Raw genomic sequence first — 18743 nt, 5'->3', positions numbered from 1 at the left:
AAATAATGTCCATGCATACCAAAACCATTAAAGAGCTGTCCACGCTCCTGCAGAACAAAGACATTTCCGCCACCGAATTGGCGACGCATTTCCTGGACCGCATCGAGAAAAGCGAGCTGAACGCCTTCCTGCACGTGGACCGCGCCCTGACGCTGGCGCAAGCGGCCGAAGCGGACGCGCGCATCGCCGCCGGCACCGCCACCCCGCTGACCGGCGTGCCGATCGCGCACAAGGATATTTTCGTCACCCAGGGCTGGCGCTCGACCGCCGGCTCGAAAATGCTGGCCAACTACGTCAGCCCCTTCGATGCCACCGTCGTGCAGAAGTTCAACGCTGCCGGCATGGTCACCTTGGGCAAGCTGAACTGCGACGAATTCGCCATGGGCTCGGCCAATGAGAACTCGGCTTTCGGCCCCGTGAAGAATCCATGGGACCACGCGGCCGTGCCGGGCGGCTCCTCGGGCGGTTCCGCCGCCGCCGTGGCCGCGCGCCTGGCGCCGGGCGTGACCGGCACCGACACCGGCGGCTCGATCCGCCAGCCGGCCGCCTTCTGCGGCATCACCGGCATCAAGCCGACCTATGGCCGCGTATCGCGCTTCGGCATGATCGCCTTTGCCTCCTCGCTGGACCAGGGCGGCCCGATGGCGCAAACCGCCGAAGACTGCGCCCTGCTGCTGAACGCCATGGCCGGCTTCGACGAGCGTGACTCCACCAGCCTGACGCCCGAGCAAGGCGGCATCGAGGAAGACTTCAGCCGCGACCTGGACAAGCCGCTGGCCGGCCTGCGCATCGGCGTGCCGAAAGAATACTTCGGCGAAGGCTTGGCGGCCGACGTGGAAGCGGCCGTGCGCACCGCGCTGGCGAAATACGTGGAACTGGGCGCCAGCCTGGTGGACATTTCGCTGCCCAACACCGCGCTGTCGATTCCCGCCTACTACATGATCGCCCCGGCGGAAGCCTCGTCCAACCTGTCGCGCTTCGACGGCGTGCGCTTCGGCCACCGCGCCGACGGCTACAAGGACCTGCAGGACATGTACAAGAAGACCCGCGCCGAAGGTTTCGGCCCGGAAGTGCAGCGCCGCATCATGGTCGGTACCTACGTGCTGTGCCACGGTTACTACGACGCCTACTACTTGAAGGCGCAGCGCATCCGTCGCCTGATCGCGCAGGACTTCGAAGCCGTGCTGAACGGCCCGAACGCCGTGTGCGACGTGATCATGGGTCCGGTGGCCCCGACCGTGGCCTGGGACCTGGGCTCCAAGTCCGACCCGGTGGCCAACTACCTGGCCGACATCTATACGCTGTCCACCAGCCTGGCCGGCCTGCCCGGCATGTCCATCCCTTGCGGCTTCGGCCAGGGCGACAAGAACGGCAAGCGCCCGGTCGGCCTGCAAATCATCGGCAACTATTTTGCCGAAGCCAAGCTGCTGAACGTGGCACACCAGTTCCAGCAAGCGACCGAGTGGCACAAGCAAGCCCCGAGCGGCATCTAACTACCCAACAAGCGAGAACAGAAATATGGAATGGGAAGTCGTCATCGGTATTGAGAACCACGTGCAGCTCACTACCGAATCGAAAATCTTCAGCGGCTCGCCGATCAAGTTCGGCGCGGAGCCGAACACGCAAGCCAGCCCGGTTGACCTGGCGTTGCCGGGCGTGCTGCCAGTCATGAACAAAATGGCCGTGGACCGCGCCATCCGCTTCGGCCTGGCCGTGGGCGGCAAGATCGCGCCGCAATCCATCTTTGCGCGCAAGAACTACTTCTACCCGGACTTGCCAAAAGGCTACCAGATCAGCCAGTTCGAAGACCCGGTAGTCCAGGGCGGGGCGCTGACCTTCGGCTACGAGAAGGATGGCAAGTTCGTCACCAAGACCGTCAACCTGACCCGCGCCCACCTGGAAGAAGACGCCGGCAAATCGCTGCACGAGGATTACCACGGCATGTCGGGCATCGACCTGAACCGCGCTGGCACCCCGCTGCTGGAGATCGTGTCCGAGCCGGAAATCCGCAGCGCGGCCGAAGCCGTGGCGTATTGCAAGGCGCTGCACGGCCTGGTGATGTGGCTGGGTGTTTGCGACGGCAATATGCAGGAAGGTTCTTTCCGCTGCGATATTAACGTGTCCGTGCGTCCAAAAGGCGCAACGGAATTCGGCACCCGCTGCGAAATTAAAAACCTGAACTCCTTCCGCTTTATCGAGGAAGCCGTTCACGTTGAAGTGCGCCGCCAGATTGAATTGATTGAAGACGGCGGCACCGTGGTGCAAGCCACCCGTTTATACGATCCGGATAAAAAAGAAACGCGTCAAATGCGCAGCAAGGAAGACGCGCAGGATTACCGTTATTTCCCGGACCCGGATCTGCCACCGCTGGCCATTTCGGAAGACTGGATTGCGCGTGTGAAAGCCGATATGCCGGAACTGCCGGGCGTAATGCGCACGCGCTTTATCGAGGAATATGTGCTGCCGGAATATGATGCGCTAATTCTGACCTCATCCAAAGCCATGGCGGTTTATTTCGAAGCCGTGGTCGCCAAAGCCGGCAAGGAAAATGCAAAAGCCGCAGCCAACTGGCTGATGGGTGATGTTTCTTCCACCCTGAACCGCGAGAATACCGAAATCGGCGCTGCGCCGGTCAAACCGGAGCAATTGGCTGCCATGCTGAAGCGTATTGCGGACGGCACTATTTCCAACAAGATCGCCAAAGAAATCTTTGGCGCCATGTGGGAAGCCAATTCGGCCGACGAAAATCTGGTCGATGCGATTATCGACGCCAAGGGCCTGAAGCAGATTTCGGATACCGGCGCGCTGGAAGCCATCGTCAATGATGTATTGGCAGCGAACGAGAAATCGGTAGAGCAATACCGTGCGGGCAAGGAAGCGGCAATTAACGCGCTGATTGGACAGGCCATGAAAGCATCCAAAGGCAAAGCCAATCCTGCCCAGCTGACGGAACTGCTGAAAAAGAAACTGACCGGCTGATACTCTTTCAGCGGCCACGCGGAAGGCGCCTACGGGCGCCTTTTTTTATTGGCGGAGCGCGGCCAACATGCTTACCGTAGGGCCGGTTAGGGCAGCGTAACCCGCCACATTTGAGCACAATCGCGCCAACATTTAGCATGTCAAGGGCGAAAAGCAGCCGTTGGGGCTGCGTTCACACAACAGGGAATCAGGAACCGATGCGAGGCCGCATCCAGGCGAGGATATCGGCGAAGATTTCTTCGCGATTGGTCTCGTTGAAATTCTCGTGGTAATTCTTCAGCTGATAGCTATAGCGCAGCAGATTGCCGTCTATCGAGGTCAGCATGGCTTCAGCAGCCTTGGCATCGGCCAATTTATCGTCGCCCGCCACAACCGCAAAAATGGGATACCGCCAGCCGGGGATTTTCTCCACCAGCCCCTTTTGCGCCTCGCTCAACGCATGCCCGAAACGCACCGTCAATTCGGTCGCGCGCGTGCCGTCGCTCTCATCCACATGATGACGCGCCGTAATTACCTCATCGTGCGTTAATACATCGGTAAACGAGGCCAGTGGCACTTTCATTCTCGGCACCAGTCGCGCCAGCAGGCCCGACATTTTCTGCAGCAGCGGCGATATCTTTACCGCATTCACATAATACGGCGACGATAAAATAAATCCCTGCACTTCATCGCTGCGGCGCAATCGCTCCAAGCCGAATCTGGTGGCAATCAACGCCCCCATGGAATGGCCCATGACGAATACCGGCAGATCCGGGTAATTCTTCTTTACCCACTGCAGGAATAATTCCGCCTCATCGAGGAAAATATCGAAATCGGGAATATCGGCGCGGCGCTTGCCGTCGTGCCCGCACATATCGAAACTGGCGGTGGCAATGCCGTGGCTGCGGAAATACAGTGCCGGCGTGACATAATCGCCCGCATGTGCCAACGCACCATGCAGCGCCATAATGACTGCGCGCGGCTGGGAGGGCTCCCAAATATGGATGGTGCGCTCCGCCCCGCCCCGTCCTTTAAAACGGGCCAGCCGGTCTTCAGAGAAACGCATCAGGAAGTGATGCTGAGAGTAATGCCCATTTCTATCAGCAGCGTCAATTCCGCCAATGAGAAATCCAGCGTGGGCGATCCCGGAGCGGGATCGCAGACATAGGCGATGCGCAATTCGGCTTCGATATTCGGCGCATTGAACGAAATGCCGCGCGCCTGGCATTCCATCAGGAAGCCGTGCACCTGCTTCAGCAAAGCCATCGGATTTTTGTCCGTGGCCAAGTTCACATAGAAGCCGGAGTCGATGCGCACCCGGCCGTCCGGCCGCACATCGCCCTTTTTCCAGTCGCTGTCCGGCTCGGCCGGCAGGCCGTCGCGCACATCGGCCAGCGCATCCGCGTCGCCATATACCTTCAGTGTTGCAATGTTCATTGTTGCTCCAGCGTCAATGTTACAGCAAAGAAAATACAGTCTAGCATACGCTTGCCGGGTGTGAGGCGCGCCGGCTTGGCTTTAGGCCACGCCGTATTGCGCGCGGTAAGCCGCCACCTTCTCTTTATATTGCTGCAGGGCAGGATCGGCCGCCGCGCCGGACAGATAGGTGAACAGGTCATCCAGGTTGCCGATCGAAATCACGGGGATGCCGTAGGTCTGCGCCACTTCCTGCACGGCAGACAGGTCCGACATCACGCCATCCTTGGCGCCGCGCTCCATGCGGTCCAGTGCGATCAGCACGGCGGCCGGCTCGGCGCCGGCGGCGCGTATCATGGCCACCGATTCGCGCACCGAGGTGCCGGCCGAGATCACGTCGTCGATGATGACGACCTTGCCCTGCAGCTTGGCGCCGACAATGGTGCCGCCCTCGCCGTGGTCCTTGGCTTCCTTGCGGTTGAACGCGAAGGAAGTATTGCGGCCCTTGCCGGCCAGCGCCACGGCGGTAGCGGACGCGAGCGTGATACCTTTATAGGCTGGGCCGAACAGCATGTCGAACTCGACGCCCGAATCCAGCAGGGTTTGCGCGTAGAACTGGGCCAGCTGGGCCAGCGTGGCGCCTTCATGGAACAGGCCGGCGTTAAAGAAGTACGGCGACTGGCGGCCCGCCTTCGTGGTGAACTCGCCGAAGCGCAAAACTCCCGTTGCCACGGAAAACGCGATAAACTCTTGCCGTAAATTTTTCATAATGCCTCGTAAGTAGTAAGTGCCTGTATTTTAATCCCTGTACCCCTATGCCAAAAATCATTTCCGCAAATCTGAACGGTATCCGTTCCGCCGCCACCAAGGGCTTCTTCAACTGGATGGCGAAGCAAGATGCCGACTTCGTCTGCGTACAGGAGCTAAAAGCCGTCGCGACCGACATGACGCCCGAGTTCCTCAACCCCGGCGGCTACCATGGCCACTTCCACTACGCCGAGAAGAAAGGCTATTCCGGCACTGGCATTTACAGCAAGATCGCGCCGGATGCGGTGCTGATCGGCTTCGGCAGCCCGGAATTCGACGCCGAAGGCCGCTACGTGCGCTGCGACTTCGGCCCGCTGACCGTCATTTCCGTCTACTGCCCGTCCGGCTCGTCCGGCCCGGAGCGCCAGGAAGCCAAGTTCCGCTTCATGGACTTGTTCATTGAACACCTGAAACAGCTGCACGCGGAAGGCCGCGAGGTGGTCATCTGCGGCGACTGGAATATCGCCCACCACGAAATCGACCTGAAAAACTGGAAGGGCAACAAGAAGAACTCCGGCTTCCTGCCCGAGGAGCGCGCCTGGCTGACCCGCGTGTTCGACGAAGTGGGCTTTGTCGACGTGCACCGCGGCCTGGACAAGCGCGAAGAGCAGTACACCTGGTGGAGCAACCGCGGCCAGGCGTATGCGAAGAACGTGGGCTGGCGTATCGACTACCATGTGGCAACCAAGGGCATCGCCAGCAAGGCGCACCAGGTGGCGATTTACAAGGATGAGCGCTTCTCGGACCATGCGCCGCTCATCATTGACTACCACCCGCATTGATATTTCCCATATGTAAAATATGATGCTTTGGCGCTACTTTATTGATACTATACGGTAGCGCTCCTGCCTCTGCCTTTTCCATTCCTATGACCCTCGTCACCTCCACGGTGCCCGCACCGGTACTCACTTCCGCCACGCCCGCCGACAATGCCGGCGCCGTCAGCGCCAGCGCCAACATCGTGCTGAACTTCAGCGCGGCGGTGCACGCCGGCAGCGGCTACATCACCATCAGCGACGGCGCCACGCAGACGTACATGGGCCGGGACGGCCTGATGCACACGCGCCTGGTGGGGGCGACGGACACGCGCACGGTCAGCATTTCGGATGCCAGCCAGGTGACGATTAATGGCAACCAGGTCACCATCAACCTGAGTTCCGACCTGAAAGCGGGCGTCAGCTACAGCGTGCAGATGGGTAGCGGCGTGCTGCTGGGCGAGTCCGGCCTGAGCTATGCCGGCCTGGCGGATGCGACCAAACTGAATTTCGCCGTCAGCGCGCCGGTGGTGCAAGTGCCAGCGCCGACGGCGGTGGTGGACACGCTGTCCATGTCCAGCTGGGGCAGCGAAGGCCCCTTTGTCACCAATATCGCGGCGCAGCACTTCAACGGCACCTTCCAGGGCGCACTGCACAGCGGCGAGAAGGTGGAAGTATCGATCGACGGCAGCACCTGGCACGCGGCCACGGTGGACGGCAACAGCTGGAGCTACGACGCCACCATCGCGGCCAGCGGCACCTTGCGCGCGCGCGTGAGCAACAGCGCCGGCGTAAGCACGGAAGCGCTCAGCCACGCATACACCTACGACACCACCGGTCCCGCCATTGCCAGCATTTCGCTGGACAAGGAAGCGCTCAGCGTGGGCGAATCGGCGCGGCTGACCGTGGTGTTCTCCGAGAAAGTGACCGGACTGACCACGGAAGCGTTCGGCAAGCACAACAGTTCTGTCAGCAGCCTGGAAGCCTCCGCCGACGGCAAGACCTGGACCGCCATCCTCACCATGGGCAATGAAGGCCTGATGGGCGGCGACGTGGCGCTGAACCCGGCAGCAGTGAAGGATGGCGCGGGCAACTACGGCAGCGGCGAATGGAACACGGTTACCTACACGCGCAAGCCCGGCTCTCTGGCCAGCCTCGCCGTGACGCTGGACAGCGATAGCGACACCGACTCGCATCCGAACGACGGCCTGACCAGGGACGACACGCCGACCGTCCACCTCGACATCCGCAGCGTAGCGGGCCTGATCGCGGGCGACATCATCAAGATCTACGACGAGGCCAACGAGACGGTGGTCGGCACGCATACGCTGACCGCTTCCGACTTCGGCATGTACGGCGGCAGCATCGATATCACGGTCGATGGCGAGCATTCGCTCTCCGAAGGCGAACACCACCTGGTGGCCTACGCCAGCGACGCGCTCGGCGTGCGCGGCGCGGCCACCGGAACGGCGCTCGACATCACCATCGACACCACCGGCCCGCTGATCAGCCACACCGCGCCGGTCAACAACGGCCCGGCGGTCGATCCCGGCCTGAAGACCATCACGCTCACCTTCAGCGAAGACATCGACTGGTCTTCCAGCGACGGCGTCGTGATCCGGAAAGACCAGAGCGAATCCGGCGTGGAAATCATCTTCGAAACGCCGCCGCCCACGGGCGAGCAAGTGCCGGACTATAACTACCTGACGTACGACGCCGAAACGCATGTGCTGACCATCAATCTGGCCCAGCCGTTGACCGCCGGCGGCACCTATTCGATCCACAGCGCCGGCAATGTGTGGGACATGGCGCACAATTCGTACGCCAATGAAGGCGCGCTGCTGAGCTTCCTGATCAATAGCGAGAGCCAGGTGATTCCGCTGGCGCCAACGCTGGCCATCACTGAAACCGGCGCGGCCGGCGACGGCATCACGAGCAACGCCACCATCACGGTGAGCGGCATCACCGCCAGCTTCTGGAAGTACTCGCTGGACGGCGGCGAGACCTACTCGTCCGAACAGCATGCCGACGGCGGCAACGTCGTCTTCGAGATCCCGAACGACGGCACCTACGAAGCAGGCAAGATCCTGGTCAAGCAGTACAACGTCGCAGGCCAGGAAAGCAGCGCCGGCAGCCTCGCCTTCGACCTGAAGCTGGACCGCGTTGCGCCGACGGCGGCGGTGCTGGGCGCCAGCGGTTTCAGCTCAAGCGCTACGACTATTAGCGGCAGCTACGGGGGCACGCTGTTGGCGGGCGAAGTAATCCAGTACTCCGTCAACGGCACGGACTGGAGTTTGGCAACGGCCGCAGATGGCACCTGGACCGCGAGCGGTGTCGCGCTCGACAGCAGCGGCCGGATCGCGCTGCGCGTCGCCGACCTGGCCGGCAACGTGGCGACCAACCCTCACATTTCCGGCACCGGCCCGACCTGGTTCGGCAGCAGCACCGGCGCCTCCTACACCGCCACAGCCAGCACGGTACTGATTGCCGGAGCCGGCAACGATGGCGTTGGCCTGGTGGGCGGCGCCGCCGGCTACCTCGACGGTGGTGCAGGACAGGATACGCTGATGCTGATCAACTCCCTCAACCTGGCCGATGCAGCCGGTAGGATCAAGAACTTTGAATCCTTCGCGCTGGGCAGCGACGTCACGCTTAAGCTGGGCAGTTTGGCCGCGTTGGGGGACCTCAATTTGCCCTCGTCCATTGTCCCTGGCTACAGTCTGCTCACCATAGAAGGCTCCAGCAGCGCGCATATCGACCTGACCGGCACCGGCGGCTGGCAGGAAGTCACGCTGCTGAATGTACTGACGCTGGGCCTGAACGCCATCAGCGACCTGCTGGGCGGCCATCATATTTACACCAATCCGGGCGCGCACCTGATCATGGTGGTGGGCTCGCCCACCGTCGACAACATGGCCGGCCTGGCCTGATCCGCTACAGCGTGCGGCGGCTTTCGTAGTGACGGATGCCGCCGCTCACCGGATCGGGGAAGGTAATCGAGCGCGCCAGCAGCTTGAGCGGCTGCGACACGTCATCCTGCTTGCACGGCAGCGCCACCGGATAGAACGCATCGTTCACGATGGGAATGCCGAGCGAGGCCAGGTGCAGGCGCAGCTGGTGCTTGCGGCCGGTGTGCGGCCATAGCCGGTACAGGGTGGCGTCCCCGCCCGCATAGCCGTGCTCGATCACATCGATCACGGTCTCCGAATTCGGCTCGCCCTCTTCCTCCTTCATGACGAAGAACTTCTCGCCATCGACCATGCGGCTGCGGTAGGTGAACGGGAACGCGCGCCCATGCAGGCGCGGCGCCAGCGCCTCATATTCCTTCTGCACTTCGCGCTTCTGGAACAGCGACTGGAACGCACCCCGGCTGGCGATATTGGACGAGAACACCACCACGCCCGCCGTTTCGCGGTCCAGCCGATGGATGGGCGTCAGGTCCGGCAAGTTCAGCTTCTTCTTCAGCCGCACCAGCAGCGTCTCGTGCAGGAAGCGGCCGGTGGGAATCATGGGCAGGAAGTGCGGCTTGTCCACCACCACCAGGTGCTCGTCCTGGAACAGGATCTCTTCCTGGAAGGGGATCGGCGTCTCGGCCTGCTCCAGCTCGCGGTAGTAGAAGATGCGCATGCCGCGCCGGTAGCGGCTGGACGGCTGCAGCGGCCGGCCTTCGCCGTCCACCACGTCGCCGCGCGCCATGCGCTCGCGCCACGCATCCGCGCTCACAGCCGGGTAGCGCTCCACCAGGAAGTCCAGCATATTGGCCCAGCTGCCCTCGGGCAGCCACAGATAGCTGGGCGCCACGCCGTCCCGGATCGGCAACGGCAGCGCCGGCTGGCGCTGCGCCTTGTCGCGCAACGGCATGTCAGTTCGGCGCTGGGGTGGTGCGGTACGGCGGCAGCGATGCCTGCTGCACGCCCTTGGCGCGCGCGTACACCGGCATCACCAGCGGCAGCGATTCGTTCATGCGCTGGATGCGCTCCTTGCCCGCCGGGTGGGTGGACAGGAAGGCCGGCGGCGCGCCGGAACTCTGCTTGCCCATTTTTTGCCACAGCACTTCGCCGGCGCGCGGATCGTAGCCGGCGCGCGCCGCCAGGTCCATGCCGACCAGGTCGGCCTCGCGCTCGTCGTCGCGCGAATACTTGAGCGCCAGACCCTGCGTCACCACGCTGCTACCCACTTCACCCAGGCGCGGATCGACACCGAAATAGGCCGATAGCCCGGCGCCGGCCAGGCGCGTCAGCGCGGACGTGGTGGCGGTCTTGCCGGCCTGCGCCCGCGCGTGTTCGCGCAGCGCGTGGGCGATTTCGTGGCCCATGACCATGGCCACTTCATCGTCGGTCAGGTTCAGCTTGGTGAGGATGCCGCTGTAGAAGGCGATGCGGCCGCCCGGCATGCAAAAAGCGTTGACGGTGGGCGCGTCCAGCAGGTTGACCTGCCATTTCCAGTTCGCCGCGTCCGGGTTCCAGCGCGTGGCGAAGGGCACGATGCGGCGCGCGATGGCGCGCAGGCGCACCACTTGCGGGTCGCTGTCGGGCACCAGAGCGCCCTTTTTCTGGGCTTCGCTCATCAGCTGCAGGTATTGCTGCCTGGACTGGGCGTCGAACTCCTCCGCGCTGGCCAGGCCGCGCAGCTTGGACATACTGGTGACGGGGATGCCGTCCTGGGCGGCAGCAGGGGCAGGGGCAGCCGCACTGGCCGGCAGGCCAAGGCCGGCGCAGGAGAACACCAGCGCCAGCAGCAAGGGTTTCATGTTCGGGTAGTTCATTGTCTGCTATTCCATGGGGCGATTTTCGGCAGCATCATCATCGCGGGCGCTGCCAGCAAAAAGCACAGTATAAAGAAATTAAACCAGCCGGTCTGTGACACAACGAACCCTACGGAGGCGTTGATGAACGTGCGCGGCACGGCGGCCAGGCTGGAAAACAGTGCGTATTGGGTAGCAGTGTAGCGCGGGTCGGTGGAACGCGAAATGAACGCCACCAGCGCGGCCGAGCCCAGGCCGAGGCTGGCGAACGCTTCAAAGCCGAACACGGCCGCCAGCAGCGTGGTGTCTGGCCCGGCCTTGGCCAGCCAGGCGAAGCCCAGGATGGCCAGCGCCTGCAGCACGCCGAACACCCACAACGCACGGTTTATGCCCAGCTTGACCATCCACACGCCGCCGACGATGCCGCCGGCCAGGCTGGCCCACAGGCCGGTGGCGTTGGCCGCCAAGCCGATTTGCTTGGTGGAAAAGCCCAGGTCGAGGAAGAACTTGGTGGACAGCGCAGTGGCCATGCTGTCGCCGATCTTGTAGAGCAGGATGAAGCCGACGATCAGCAGCGCCTTGCGCCAGCCGTCGCGCTCGATGAATTCGCGGAACGGCAGGATGATGGCTTGCTGCAAGTTGCGCGGCGGTTCGCCGTACACAGCCGGCTCCTTCGCCAGCAGGGTGCATGCCAGGCCCGGCAGCATGAAGGCCGCCACGATCCAGAACACGGTGGCCCAGGGCAGCGTGTCGGCCAGCACCAGGCCGATGGCGCTGGGCACCAGGCTGGCGGCCTTGTAGGCGTTGACGATGACGGCCGCGCCCAGTCCCTGTTCGCTGTCGGACAGGATCTCGCGCCGGTAGGCGTCGATCACCACGTCCTGGCTGGCGGACAGGAAGGCCACCGCCACCACGGCGGCGGCCACCAGCGCCAGCTGTTCGCGCGGGTCCAGCATGCCCATGGCGCCCATGCACAGGAACAGCGCCAGCTGGGTCAGCGCCATCCAGCCGCGCCGCCGCCCCAGGGCGCGCCACAGCGTGTAGCGGTCCATGAAGGGCGCCCACAGGAACTTGAAGGTGTAGGGGAACATCACGACCGCGAACAGGCCGAGTTCCTTCAACCCCAGGCCGGACTTGGCCAGCCAGGCCTGGGTGAGATACAGCAGGGTGTATAGCGGCAGGCCGGAGCTGAAGCCCAGGAACAGCACCGCCAGCACGCGCGCGTTGAAGTACGCGCGCCAGCCGGACGGGCCTTGGAGGTTGGCGCCGGCCTGCGCCATCAGTGCGCCGTCTTCTTACGCAGGCGGAACACTGCCAGCTCGCCGCGCAGGTTGGGCAGCACGGTGACGATCCGGCCTTCGGCCAGCGCCACGCATTCCATCACTTCCAGGCCCACCTCTTCCGCCAGTTCGCGGAAGTCGCTGATGGTGGCGCAGCGCACGTTGGGCGTGTCGTACCACTCGTAGGGCAGCGACTCGGACACCGGCATGCGGCCTTTCAGCAGCGCCACGCGGTGCGGCCAGTAGGCGAAGTTGGGGAAGGAGACGATGGCTTCCTTCCCCACCCGCACGATGTCGCGCAGCAGCGGCTCCACATGCTTCATCATCTGCAGCGAGGACAGGCACAGCACCGTGTCGAAGGAATTGTCGCCGAACAGGCCCAGGCCGTTTTCCATGTCGTGCTGGATCACCTGCACGCCGCGCCGGGTGCTTTCCAGGACCTTGTCGTCGGCGATCTCGATGCCGTAGCCGCTGCAGCGCTTGTCGCTTTGCAGGTAGTCCATCATCACGCCGTCGCCGCAGCCCACGTCCAGCACGTGCGCGCCCTGCCCCACCCAATGGGCGATAAAGGCCAGGTCCGGCCGCGCGCTGCTCAAATCATCGAATGTCATGCCAGTTCCTTCTGCTGTTCTTTCCACACGCGCTCGTAGTAGGCGCGCACCATGCTCATGTAGCGTTCATCTTCCAGCAGGAAGGCGTCGTGGCCGTGCGGCGCGTCGATCTCGGCGTAGGTGACTTCGCGCCGGTTACTGATCAGTGCCTGCACGATTTCACGGCTGCGTTCCGGCGAAAAACGCCAGTCGGTGGTGAAGGAAGCCAGGAAGAACTTGGCCTTGGTGCCGGCCAGCGTCTTGGCCAGGTCGCCGCCATGGCGGCGCGCCGGATCGAAATAGTCCAGCGCCTTGGTAATGAGCAGATAGGTGTTGGCGTCGAAGTACTCGGAGAACTTGTCGCCCTGGTAGCGCAGGTAGGACTCGATCTCGAAATCGATGCCGAAGCCGAACTTGTAGTCCTCCACGCCGCGCAGCTTGCGGCCGAACTTCTCGGCCATGTCGTCGTCCGACAGATAGGTGATGTGGCCTATCATGCGCGCCACCTTCAGGCCGTTCTTCGGCACCACGCCGTGCTCGTAGAAGTCGCCGCCGCGGTAGTCCGGGTCGGTCAGGATGGCGGTGCGCGCCACGTCGTTGAAGGCGATGTTCTGCGCCGACAGCTTGGGCGTGGAGGCGATCACCACGCAGTGGCGCAGGCGGTCCGGATGCATGATGGACCAGGCCAGCGCCTGCATGCCGCCCAGCGAGCCGCCCATGACGGCGGCGAACTGGGTGATCCCGAGCTGGTCGGCCAGGCGCGCCTGCGCGGCCACCCAGTCCTCCACCGTCACCACGGGGAAGGCGGCGCCATAGGGCTTGCCGGTGGCCGGATTGTTGTGCATCGGCCCGGTCGAGCCGAAGCACGAGCCCAGGTTGTTCACGCCGATGACGAAGAAGCGGTCGGTGTCGAGCGGCTTGCCGGGACCGACCATATTGTCCCACCAGCCCACGTTCTTGGGCTGGTCGGCATACACGCCGGCCACGTGATGGGAGGCGTTCAGTGCGTGGCACACCAGGACCGCGTTCGATTTGTCCGCGTTCAGGGTGCCGTAGGTTTCATACATGAGCATATAGTCGCGCAGCTGTGCGCCGCTTTGCAGCTGCAGCGGCTCCGCGAAATGCATGGTTTTCGGCGATACGATTCCTATGGAAGGCATGGGTGGTCAGAATAAATACTGCGCGGCCCCACGGGCCAATGATCAATGCGGAACCGCGAGGATGGGTTCCGCAGGCTTGCGTTATTGTTGTTACATCGCCTGCAGTGCGGCCACGGCGTCGGCAATGGCGCCCGGCTCCATCGAGCGCAGCACCTTGCGGGTTTGCGGCACGATCAGATTCAGGTCGCTGTTGAGGATCTCCTGCTTGACCGACAGCAGCTGCGCCGGATGCATGGAGAACTCGCGCAGCCCCATGCCGAGCAGCAGGCGGGTGAGCTTGACGTCGCCCGCCATTTCGCCGCACACGGCCACGTCGATGCCGGCCTTGTGGCCGGCCGAGATGGTCATGGCGATCAGCTGCAGCACTGCGGGATGCAGAGGATTGTAAAGGTGCGCCACCTCATAATCAACCCGGTCGATCGCCAGCGTATATTGGATCAGGTCGTTGGTGCCGATGGATAGGAAGTCCATGCGCTTGACGAACATCGGCAGCGCCAGGGCGGCGGCCGGGATTTCGATCATGGCCCCCACTTCCACGTCCGGGTCGAACTTCACGCCGGCCTCGCGCAGCTGGTTCTTGGCCTGCTCTATCATCGCCAGCGACTGGTCGATCTCGAAGGCGTGCGCCAGCATGGGGATCAGGATGCGCACCTTGCCGAAGGCGGAGGCGCGCAGGATGGCGCGCAGCTGGCTCAGGAAAATCTGCGGCTCGGCCAGGCAGTAGCGGATGGCGCGCAGGCCCAGCGCCGGATTGAGCGCCGTGTGCTCGGACTGGTCGAGCGGCTTGTCGGCCCCGATGTCCAGCGTGCGGATGGTGACCGGGCGGCCCTTCATGGCCACCACGGCTTTCTTGTACTGCTCGAACTGCTCGTCCTCGGACGGGATGCGCGCATCGCGCCCCATGAACAGGAATTCGGAGCGGAACAGGCCCACGCCGTTGGCGCCGGCCTCCATGGCGGCCGCCGTATCCTCCGGCAGCTCGATATTGGCCAGCAGCGTGATGACGGTGCCGTCCTTGGTCACCGCCGCGGTTTTCTTCAGCTTGTTGAGCTTCTTGCGCGCGCGCGCCTGCGTGGCCTGGCGTTCGCGGTACTGCTCCAGCACCAGCGCGCTCGGATTGGCGATCACCACGCCGGCGTCCCCGTCGATGATGATCCAGTCGTCCTGCTCGATCAGCGTGGAGGCCTGCGACATCCCGACCGCCGCCGGGATGTCCAGGCTGCGCGCCACGATGGCCGTGTGCGAGTTCTGGCCGCCCACGTCGGTGACGAAGCCGATGAAGGAGCGGTCGCGGAACTTGAGCATGTCGGCCGGCGAAATATCGTGCGCCACCACGATCATCTGGGCCTGGAAATCGTCGTCGCCCGCAACGCCCTTGGCCGGCAGCGGCTCGCTGCCCATCAGCACCTTCAGCACGCGCTCGGCCACCTGCTGGATGTCGGCCTTGCGCTCGCGCAGGTAGGGGTCTTCGATTTCGTCGAACTGCGCCGACAGCTCGTCGATCTGGGTCAGCAGCGCCCACTCGGCGTTGTAGTGGCGGGTGCGGATGATGTCCAGCGGCGCTTCGGAGATCAGCGGGTCGGACAGGATCAGCGCGTGCACGTCGATGAAGGCGCCCAGCTCGGTCGGCGCGTCCTTCGGCAGTTCGTTCCACAGCGTTTGCAGCTCGCGGTGCACGGCGGCCAGCGCCTCCTGCAGGCGCACCACTTCGGCCTCCAGGTGCTCTTCCGGCACCAGGTAGTGCTTAACGTCCAGCGCCGCCGGCGCCAGCAGATGCGCGCGGCCGATGGCGATGCCGCGTGAAACAGGAATACCGTGGAGGGTGAACGATGCCATGGGCGGACCTGTCAGAGAGCGGAAATGGCTGCGGTCATCCGGCATTTACTCGCCTTCGCCGAACTTGTCGTTGACCAGCGCGGACAAGGCGGCGATGCAATCGCTCTCGTCGGCGCCGTCGGCCTCCAGCGTCACTTTGGCGCCCTTGCCGGCTGCCAGCATCATCACGCCCATGATGGACTTGGCGTTGATGCGGCGCGCGTTGCGGGTGAGCCAGACGTCGCTTTTGTACTTTGCTGCCAGTTGGGTGAATTTAGCGGATGCGCGCGCATGCAGACCGAGCTTGTTGATAATTTCGAGTTCTTGTTGAATCATTTTTTATAGTCGTCTCAAAATAGGGCTAAACCACCCTGATCCGGTTGTCCACCCTGACGGCGCCGCTCTGCGCGCCGGCCAGGGCCATTTCCACTACCACGTCCAGCGTATCGCGGCGGTAGGTGATGGCGCGCAGCAGCATCGGCAGGCTGATGCCCGCGATCACCTCGACCCGGCCCGCGTCGGCCAGCTTGTTGCAGCAATTGGCGGGCGTGCCGCCTTTCACGTCCGTGATCACCAGCACGCCGTCGCCCTCGTCCAGGCGCTTGATGGCGGAAGCCGCCAGGCCCTGCACCTCCTCCAGGTCCTGGTCCGCCACCACGTCGATCGCTTCCAGCCGTTCCGTCACGCCGCGAAACACGTGGTTGCAGGCCGCGATGAAAGCCTGGCCCAGCGGCGCGTGCGTCATAAGCAGTATGCCTACCATATTCGCCTTCTTATACCTGTGCCGCCTGGCTGTGGGCCTCGACCGCGTCGATGAACATGGCCGCCACCTGGAAACCGGTCTGCTGCGTGATCTCCTGGAAGCAGGTCGGGCTGGTGACGTTCACTTCGGTCAGGTTGTCGCCAATGACATCTAATCCTACCAGCAACAGTCCACGCGCCGCCAGTACCGGGCCAAGGGTTTCGGCAATTTCCAGGTCGCGCGCGGTCAGCGGCTGGGCCACGCCGGTGCCGCCGGCGGCCAGGTTGCCGCGCACTTCGCCCGCCTGCGGGATGCGCGCCAGCGAATACGGCACCGGTTTGCCGTCGATCACCAGGATGCGCTTGTCGCCCTTGACGATCTCGGGGATGTAGCGCTGCGCCATGATGGTGGTCTTGCCATTGGCGGTCAGCGTTTCGATGATGGCGCCCAGGTTCAAGCCGTCGGACTTGACGCGGAACACGCCGGTGCCGCCCATGCCGTCCAGCGGCTTGAGAATCACGTCCTCGTGCTCGGCGTGGAAGGCGCGCAGGCGCGCTTCGCTGGAGGTGACCAGCGTGGGCGCGGTGAACTGAGAAAACTGGGCGATGGACAGCTTTTCGTTATGGTCGCGGATGGCGGACGGCTTGTTGAACACGCGCGCGCCCTGCTTCTCGGCCAGCTGCAGCAGATAGGTGCCGTACACGTATTCCATGTCGAACGGCGGGTCCTTGCGCTGGATGACCGCGTCGAACGCATCCAGGCCGGTCTCCTCCTGCGGCGAGGCGCGGAACCAGTCGTAGGCGTCGCCGGTCAGCGTGATGTGCGACACCAGGGCCGTCACTTTGCCCCCGGTCAGCGCCAGGTCCTTTTGTTCAAAAGCGTACACCGCGTGGCCGCGGCGGGCCGCCTCCACCATCATGGCGTAAGTCGAATCCTTGTAGGTCTTGAAGCCTGCCAGCGGATCGGCAAGGAATGCAATTTTCATGGGCGCGTCCAGTCGAGGTAATGCCTGATTTTAGCCGAGTTTGGCCGGACGCACCGGCAAGCCGGGAGGCCCGTAGGGCGGGTTAGCGTAGCGTAACCCGCCGCGCCTCAATACACTTCCGGATTCGGATCAGTGCGCTCCATCTCCAACGACGCCGCCAGCAGCGCCAGGCGCGCCACCACGCCGTACACATAGAAGCGGTTCGGCGCCGCCGTCCCCGGCTTGGCGCGCAGGTCCGGCACCGCGTGCTGCTGCGCGAAGGCCAGCGGCACGTATTGCGAACCGGGCGCGTTCAGGTTCTGGTCCACGCCGCGCTCGGCGTGCACACGGTAGTAACCGCCCACCACGTAGCGGTCTATCATGTACACCACCGGCTCGGCCACCGCGTCCTTGATGGACTCGAAAGTGGGCACGCCCTCCTGGATATTCAGGTCCGACACCACGCGCCCGTCCTTGATGACTGCCATCTTGTCGCGCTGCGCCGCCGACAGGTCCTTCAGCTCGGCCGCGTCGCGGATCGAGATGATGCCCTTGCCATAGGTGCCCGCGTCCGGCTTGATGATGACGAACGGTTTCTGGTCCTTGATGCCGTATTCCTTGTACTTCTTGCGGATCTTGGCCAGCACCGCGTCCACATTGGAGGCCAGGCAATCAAGGCCCTCGCCGCTGTGGAAATCCACCTCGCCGCACTTGGCGTGGAAAGGATTGAGCATCCACGGGTCGACGCCGATCAGCTTGCCGAACTTCTTGACCACCTCATCATAGGCGGTGAAATGGTTGCTCTTGCGGCGCAGCGCCCAGCCGGCGTGCAGCGGCGGCAGCAGGCTCTGCTCGTGGATGTTCTGCAAAATGTCCGGTATGCCGGCCGACAAGTCATTGTTCACCAAAATGGTGCAGGGGTCGAAATCCTTCAGGCCCAGGCGGCGGCCGTTGCTCGAACGGACCAGCGGCTCGATGACCAGCATATTCCCGTCAGGCAATGCCAGCGGCGTCGGCTGGGTGATCTCCGGGTTCAGCGTCCCGAGGCGTACGTGCAAGCCGGTCTGGCGGAAGATCTGCATCAGGCGCGCCACGTTTTCCAGATAGGTCGGGTGGCGGTCGTGCACTTCCGGGATCAGCAGCAGGTTGCGCGCATCCGGGCAGTATTTGTCGATGGCGGCCATGGCGGCCTGCACGGACAGCGGCAGCATCTCGCTGGCCAGGTGGTTGAAGCCGCCCGGGAACAGATTGGTGTCGACCGGGGCCAGCTTGTAGCCGGCATTGCGCAAGTCCACCGAGCAATAGAACGGCGGCGTATGTTCCTGCCACTCGAGGCGGAACCAGCGCTCAATGGCCGGCGTGGCGGCCAGGATTTTTTCTTCGAGGTCGAGCAGCGGTCCGGTCAGGGCCGTGACGAGGTGGGGAACCATGGCTACATCCTTAACAACTGGGGAAACTGTCTAATCTTACCGTGCGAGCTCCCCAAATCGGGGCAAAAACGCCAATTTAAAG

17 protein-coding genes are annotated in these 18743 nt (G+C 63.5%); 4 read left to right on the top strand and 13 right to left on the bottom strand.

The window, feature by feature from the left end; genetic code table 11:
* Positions 1–11 precede the first annotated feature (11 nt).
* Positions 12–1493 carry an Asp-tRNA(Asn)/Glu-tRNA(Gln) amidotransferase subunit GatA gene (gatA, locus tag ACFJI2_RS00270; RefSeq protein ID WP_377703252.1) on the top strand — a complete coding sequence of 494 codons (1482 nt, stop codon included), beginning with the start codon at positions 12–14 and terminating at the stop codon, positions 1491–1493.
* 25 nt (positions 1494–1518) lie between these two features.
* Positions 1519–2979 carry an Asp-tRNA(Asn)/Glu-tRNA(Gln) amidotransferase subunit GatB gene (gatB, locus tag ACFJI2_RS00265; protein ID WP_377703251.1) on the top strand — a complete coding sequence of 487 codons (1461 nt, stop codon included), beginning with the start codon at positions 1519–1521 and terminating at the stop codon, positions 2977–2979.
* Between the two features lie 187 nt (positions 2980–3166).
* Here the strand turns inward: gatB and ACFJI2_RS00260 are convergent, their stop codons facing one another.
* From ACFJI2_RS00260 to pyrE, 3 genes are all read right to left on the bottom strand, one after another.
* On the bottom strand, positions 3167–4024 hold the full coding sequence (locus ACFJI2_RS00260) for an alpha/beta fold hydrolase (protein ID WP_377703250.1): 858 nt from the start codon (positions 4022–4024) through the stop codon (positions 3167–3169).
* Complete coding sequence (locus tag ACFJI2_RS00255) at positions 4024–4395, bottom strand: hypothetical protein (RefSeq protein WP_107878129.1); 372 nt, start codon at positions 4393–4395, stop codon at positions 4024–4026. The genes ACFJI2_RS00260 and ACFJI2_RS00255 overlap by 1 nt, the downstream gene beginning before the upstream one ends.
* Before the next feature lie 81 nt (positions 4396–4476).
* Positions 4477–5142: an orotate phosphoribosyltransferase gene (gene pyrE / locus ACFJI2_RS00250; RefSeq protein WP_056398217.1), complete on the bottom strand. Its 666-nt coding sequence runs from the start codon at positions 5140–5142 to the stop codon at positions 4477–4479.
* Between the two features lie 47 nt (positions 5143–5189).
* On the opposite strand from pyrE, the gene ACFJI2_RS00245 reads away from it, so the two are divergent.
* Both ACFJI2_RS00245 and ACFJI2_RS00240 read left to right on the top strand, forming a co-directional pair.
* Entirely contained in the window at positions 5190–5963 is a 774-nt protein-coding gene (locus ACFJI2_RS00245) for an exodeoxyribonuclease III (protein ID WP_107981699.1), read from the top strand.
* An 86-nt stretch (positions 5964–6049) separates the two neighbouring features.
* Positions 6050–8866, top strand: a complete 2817-nt coding sequence (locus tag ACFJI2_RS00240) for an Ig-like domain-containing protein (RefSeq protein ID WP_377703249.1) — start codon at positions 6050–6052, stop codon at positions 8864–8866.
* A 4-nt stretch (positions 8867–8870) separates the two neighbouring features.
* On the opposite strand, the gene ACFJI2_RS00235 is transcribed toward ACFJI2_RS00240, so the two are convergent.
* The 10 genes from ACFJI2_RS00235 to gshA all read right to left on the bottom strand — a co-directional run bounded on the left by ACFJI2_RS00235 (position 8871) and on the right by gshA (position 18661).
* Positions 8871–9797, bottom strand: a complete 927-nt coding sequence (locus ACFJI2_RS00235; RefSeq protein WP_377703248.1) for a pseudouridine synthase — start codon at positions 9795–9797, stop codon at positions 8871–8873.
* Between the two features lies 1 nt (position 9798).
* Complete coding sequence (locus tag ACFJI2_RS00230) at positions 9799–10701, bottom strand: M48 family metallopeptidase (RefSeq protein ID WP_377703247.1); 903 nt, start codon at positions 10699–10701, stop codon at positions 9799–9801.
* Positions 10698–11960 carry an AmpG family muropeptide MFS transporter gene (locus ACFJI2_RS00225; RefSeq protein WP_377703246.1) on the bottom strand — a complete coding sequence of 421 codons (1263 nt, stop codon included), beginning with the start codon at positions 11958–11960 and terminating at the stop codon, positions 10698–10700. The genes ACFJI2_RS00230 and ACFJI2_RS00225 overlap by 4 nt, the downstream gene beginning before the upstream one ends.
* A complete protein-coding gene (metW, locus tag ACFJI2_RS00220; RefSeq protein WP_107878139.1) occupies positions 11960–12571 on the bottom strand; it encodes a methionine biosynthesis protein MetW in 612 nt (203 codons plus the stop codon). The genes ACFJI2_RS00225 and metW overlap by 1 nt, the downstream gene beginning before the upstream one ends.
* Positions 12568–13710, bottom strand: a complete 1143-nt coding sequence (locus ACFJI2_RS00215) for a homoserine O-acetyltransferase (protein ID WP_107878141.1) — start codon at positions 13708–13710, stop codon at positions 12568–12570. The genes metW and ACFJI2_RS00215 overlap by 4 nt, the downstream gene beginning before the upstream one ends.
* A gap of 90 nt (positions 13711–13800) precedes the next feature.
* Positions 13801–15546, bottom strand: coding sequence for a phosphoenolpyruvate--protein phosphotransferase (gene ptsP / locus ACFJI2_RS00210; protein ID WP_377703245.1), 1746 nt, complete (start codon positions 15544–15546; stop codon positions 13801–13803).
* A 45-nt stretch (positions 15547–15591) separates the two neighbouring features.
* Positions 15592–15861 carry an HPr family phosphocarrier protein gene (locus ACFJI2_RS00205; RefSeq protein WP_056398190.1) on the bottom strand — a complete coding sequence of 90 codons (270 nt, stop codon included), beginning with the start codon at positions 15859–15861 and terminating at the stop codon, positions 15592–15594.
* A gap of 25 nt (positions 15862–15886) precedes the next feature.
* On the bottom strand, positions 15887–16288 hold the full coding sequence (locus ACFJI2_RS00200) for a PTS sugar transporter subunit IIA (RefSeq protein ID WP_377703244.1): 402 nt from the start codon (positions 16286–16288) through the stop codon (positions 15887–15889).
* 10 nt (positions 16289–16298) lie between these two features.
* Positions 16299–17252 carry a glutathione synthase gene (gshB, locus tag ACFJI2_RS00195; protein WP_107878145.1) on the bottom strand — a complete coding sequence of 318 codons (954 nt, stop codon included), beginning with the start codon at positions 17250–17252 and terminating at the stop codon, positions 16299–16301.
* 107 nt (positions 17253–17359) lie between these two features.
* Positions 17360–18661 carry a glutamate--cysteine ligase gene (gene gshA, locus ACFJI2_RS00190; protein WP_107878147.1) on the bottom strand — a complete coding sequence of 434 codons (1302 nt, stop codon included), beginning with the start codon at positions 18659–18661 and terminating at the stop codon, positions 17360–17362.
* Positions 18662–18743 lie beyond the last annotated feature (82 nt).

This window comes from Pseudoduganella sp. UC29_71 (assembly GCF_042693265.1).
Lineage (GTDB): Bacteria > Pseudomonadota > Gammaproteobacteria > Burkholderiales > Burkholderiaceae_D > Rugamonas.
Note: the sequence above shows the minus strand (reverse complement) of the source record. Positions and strands in the feature narration are given on the sequence as shown.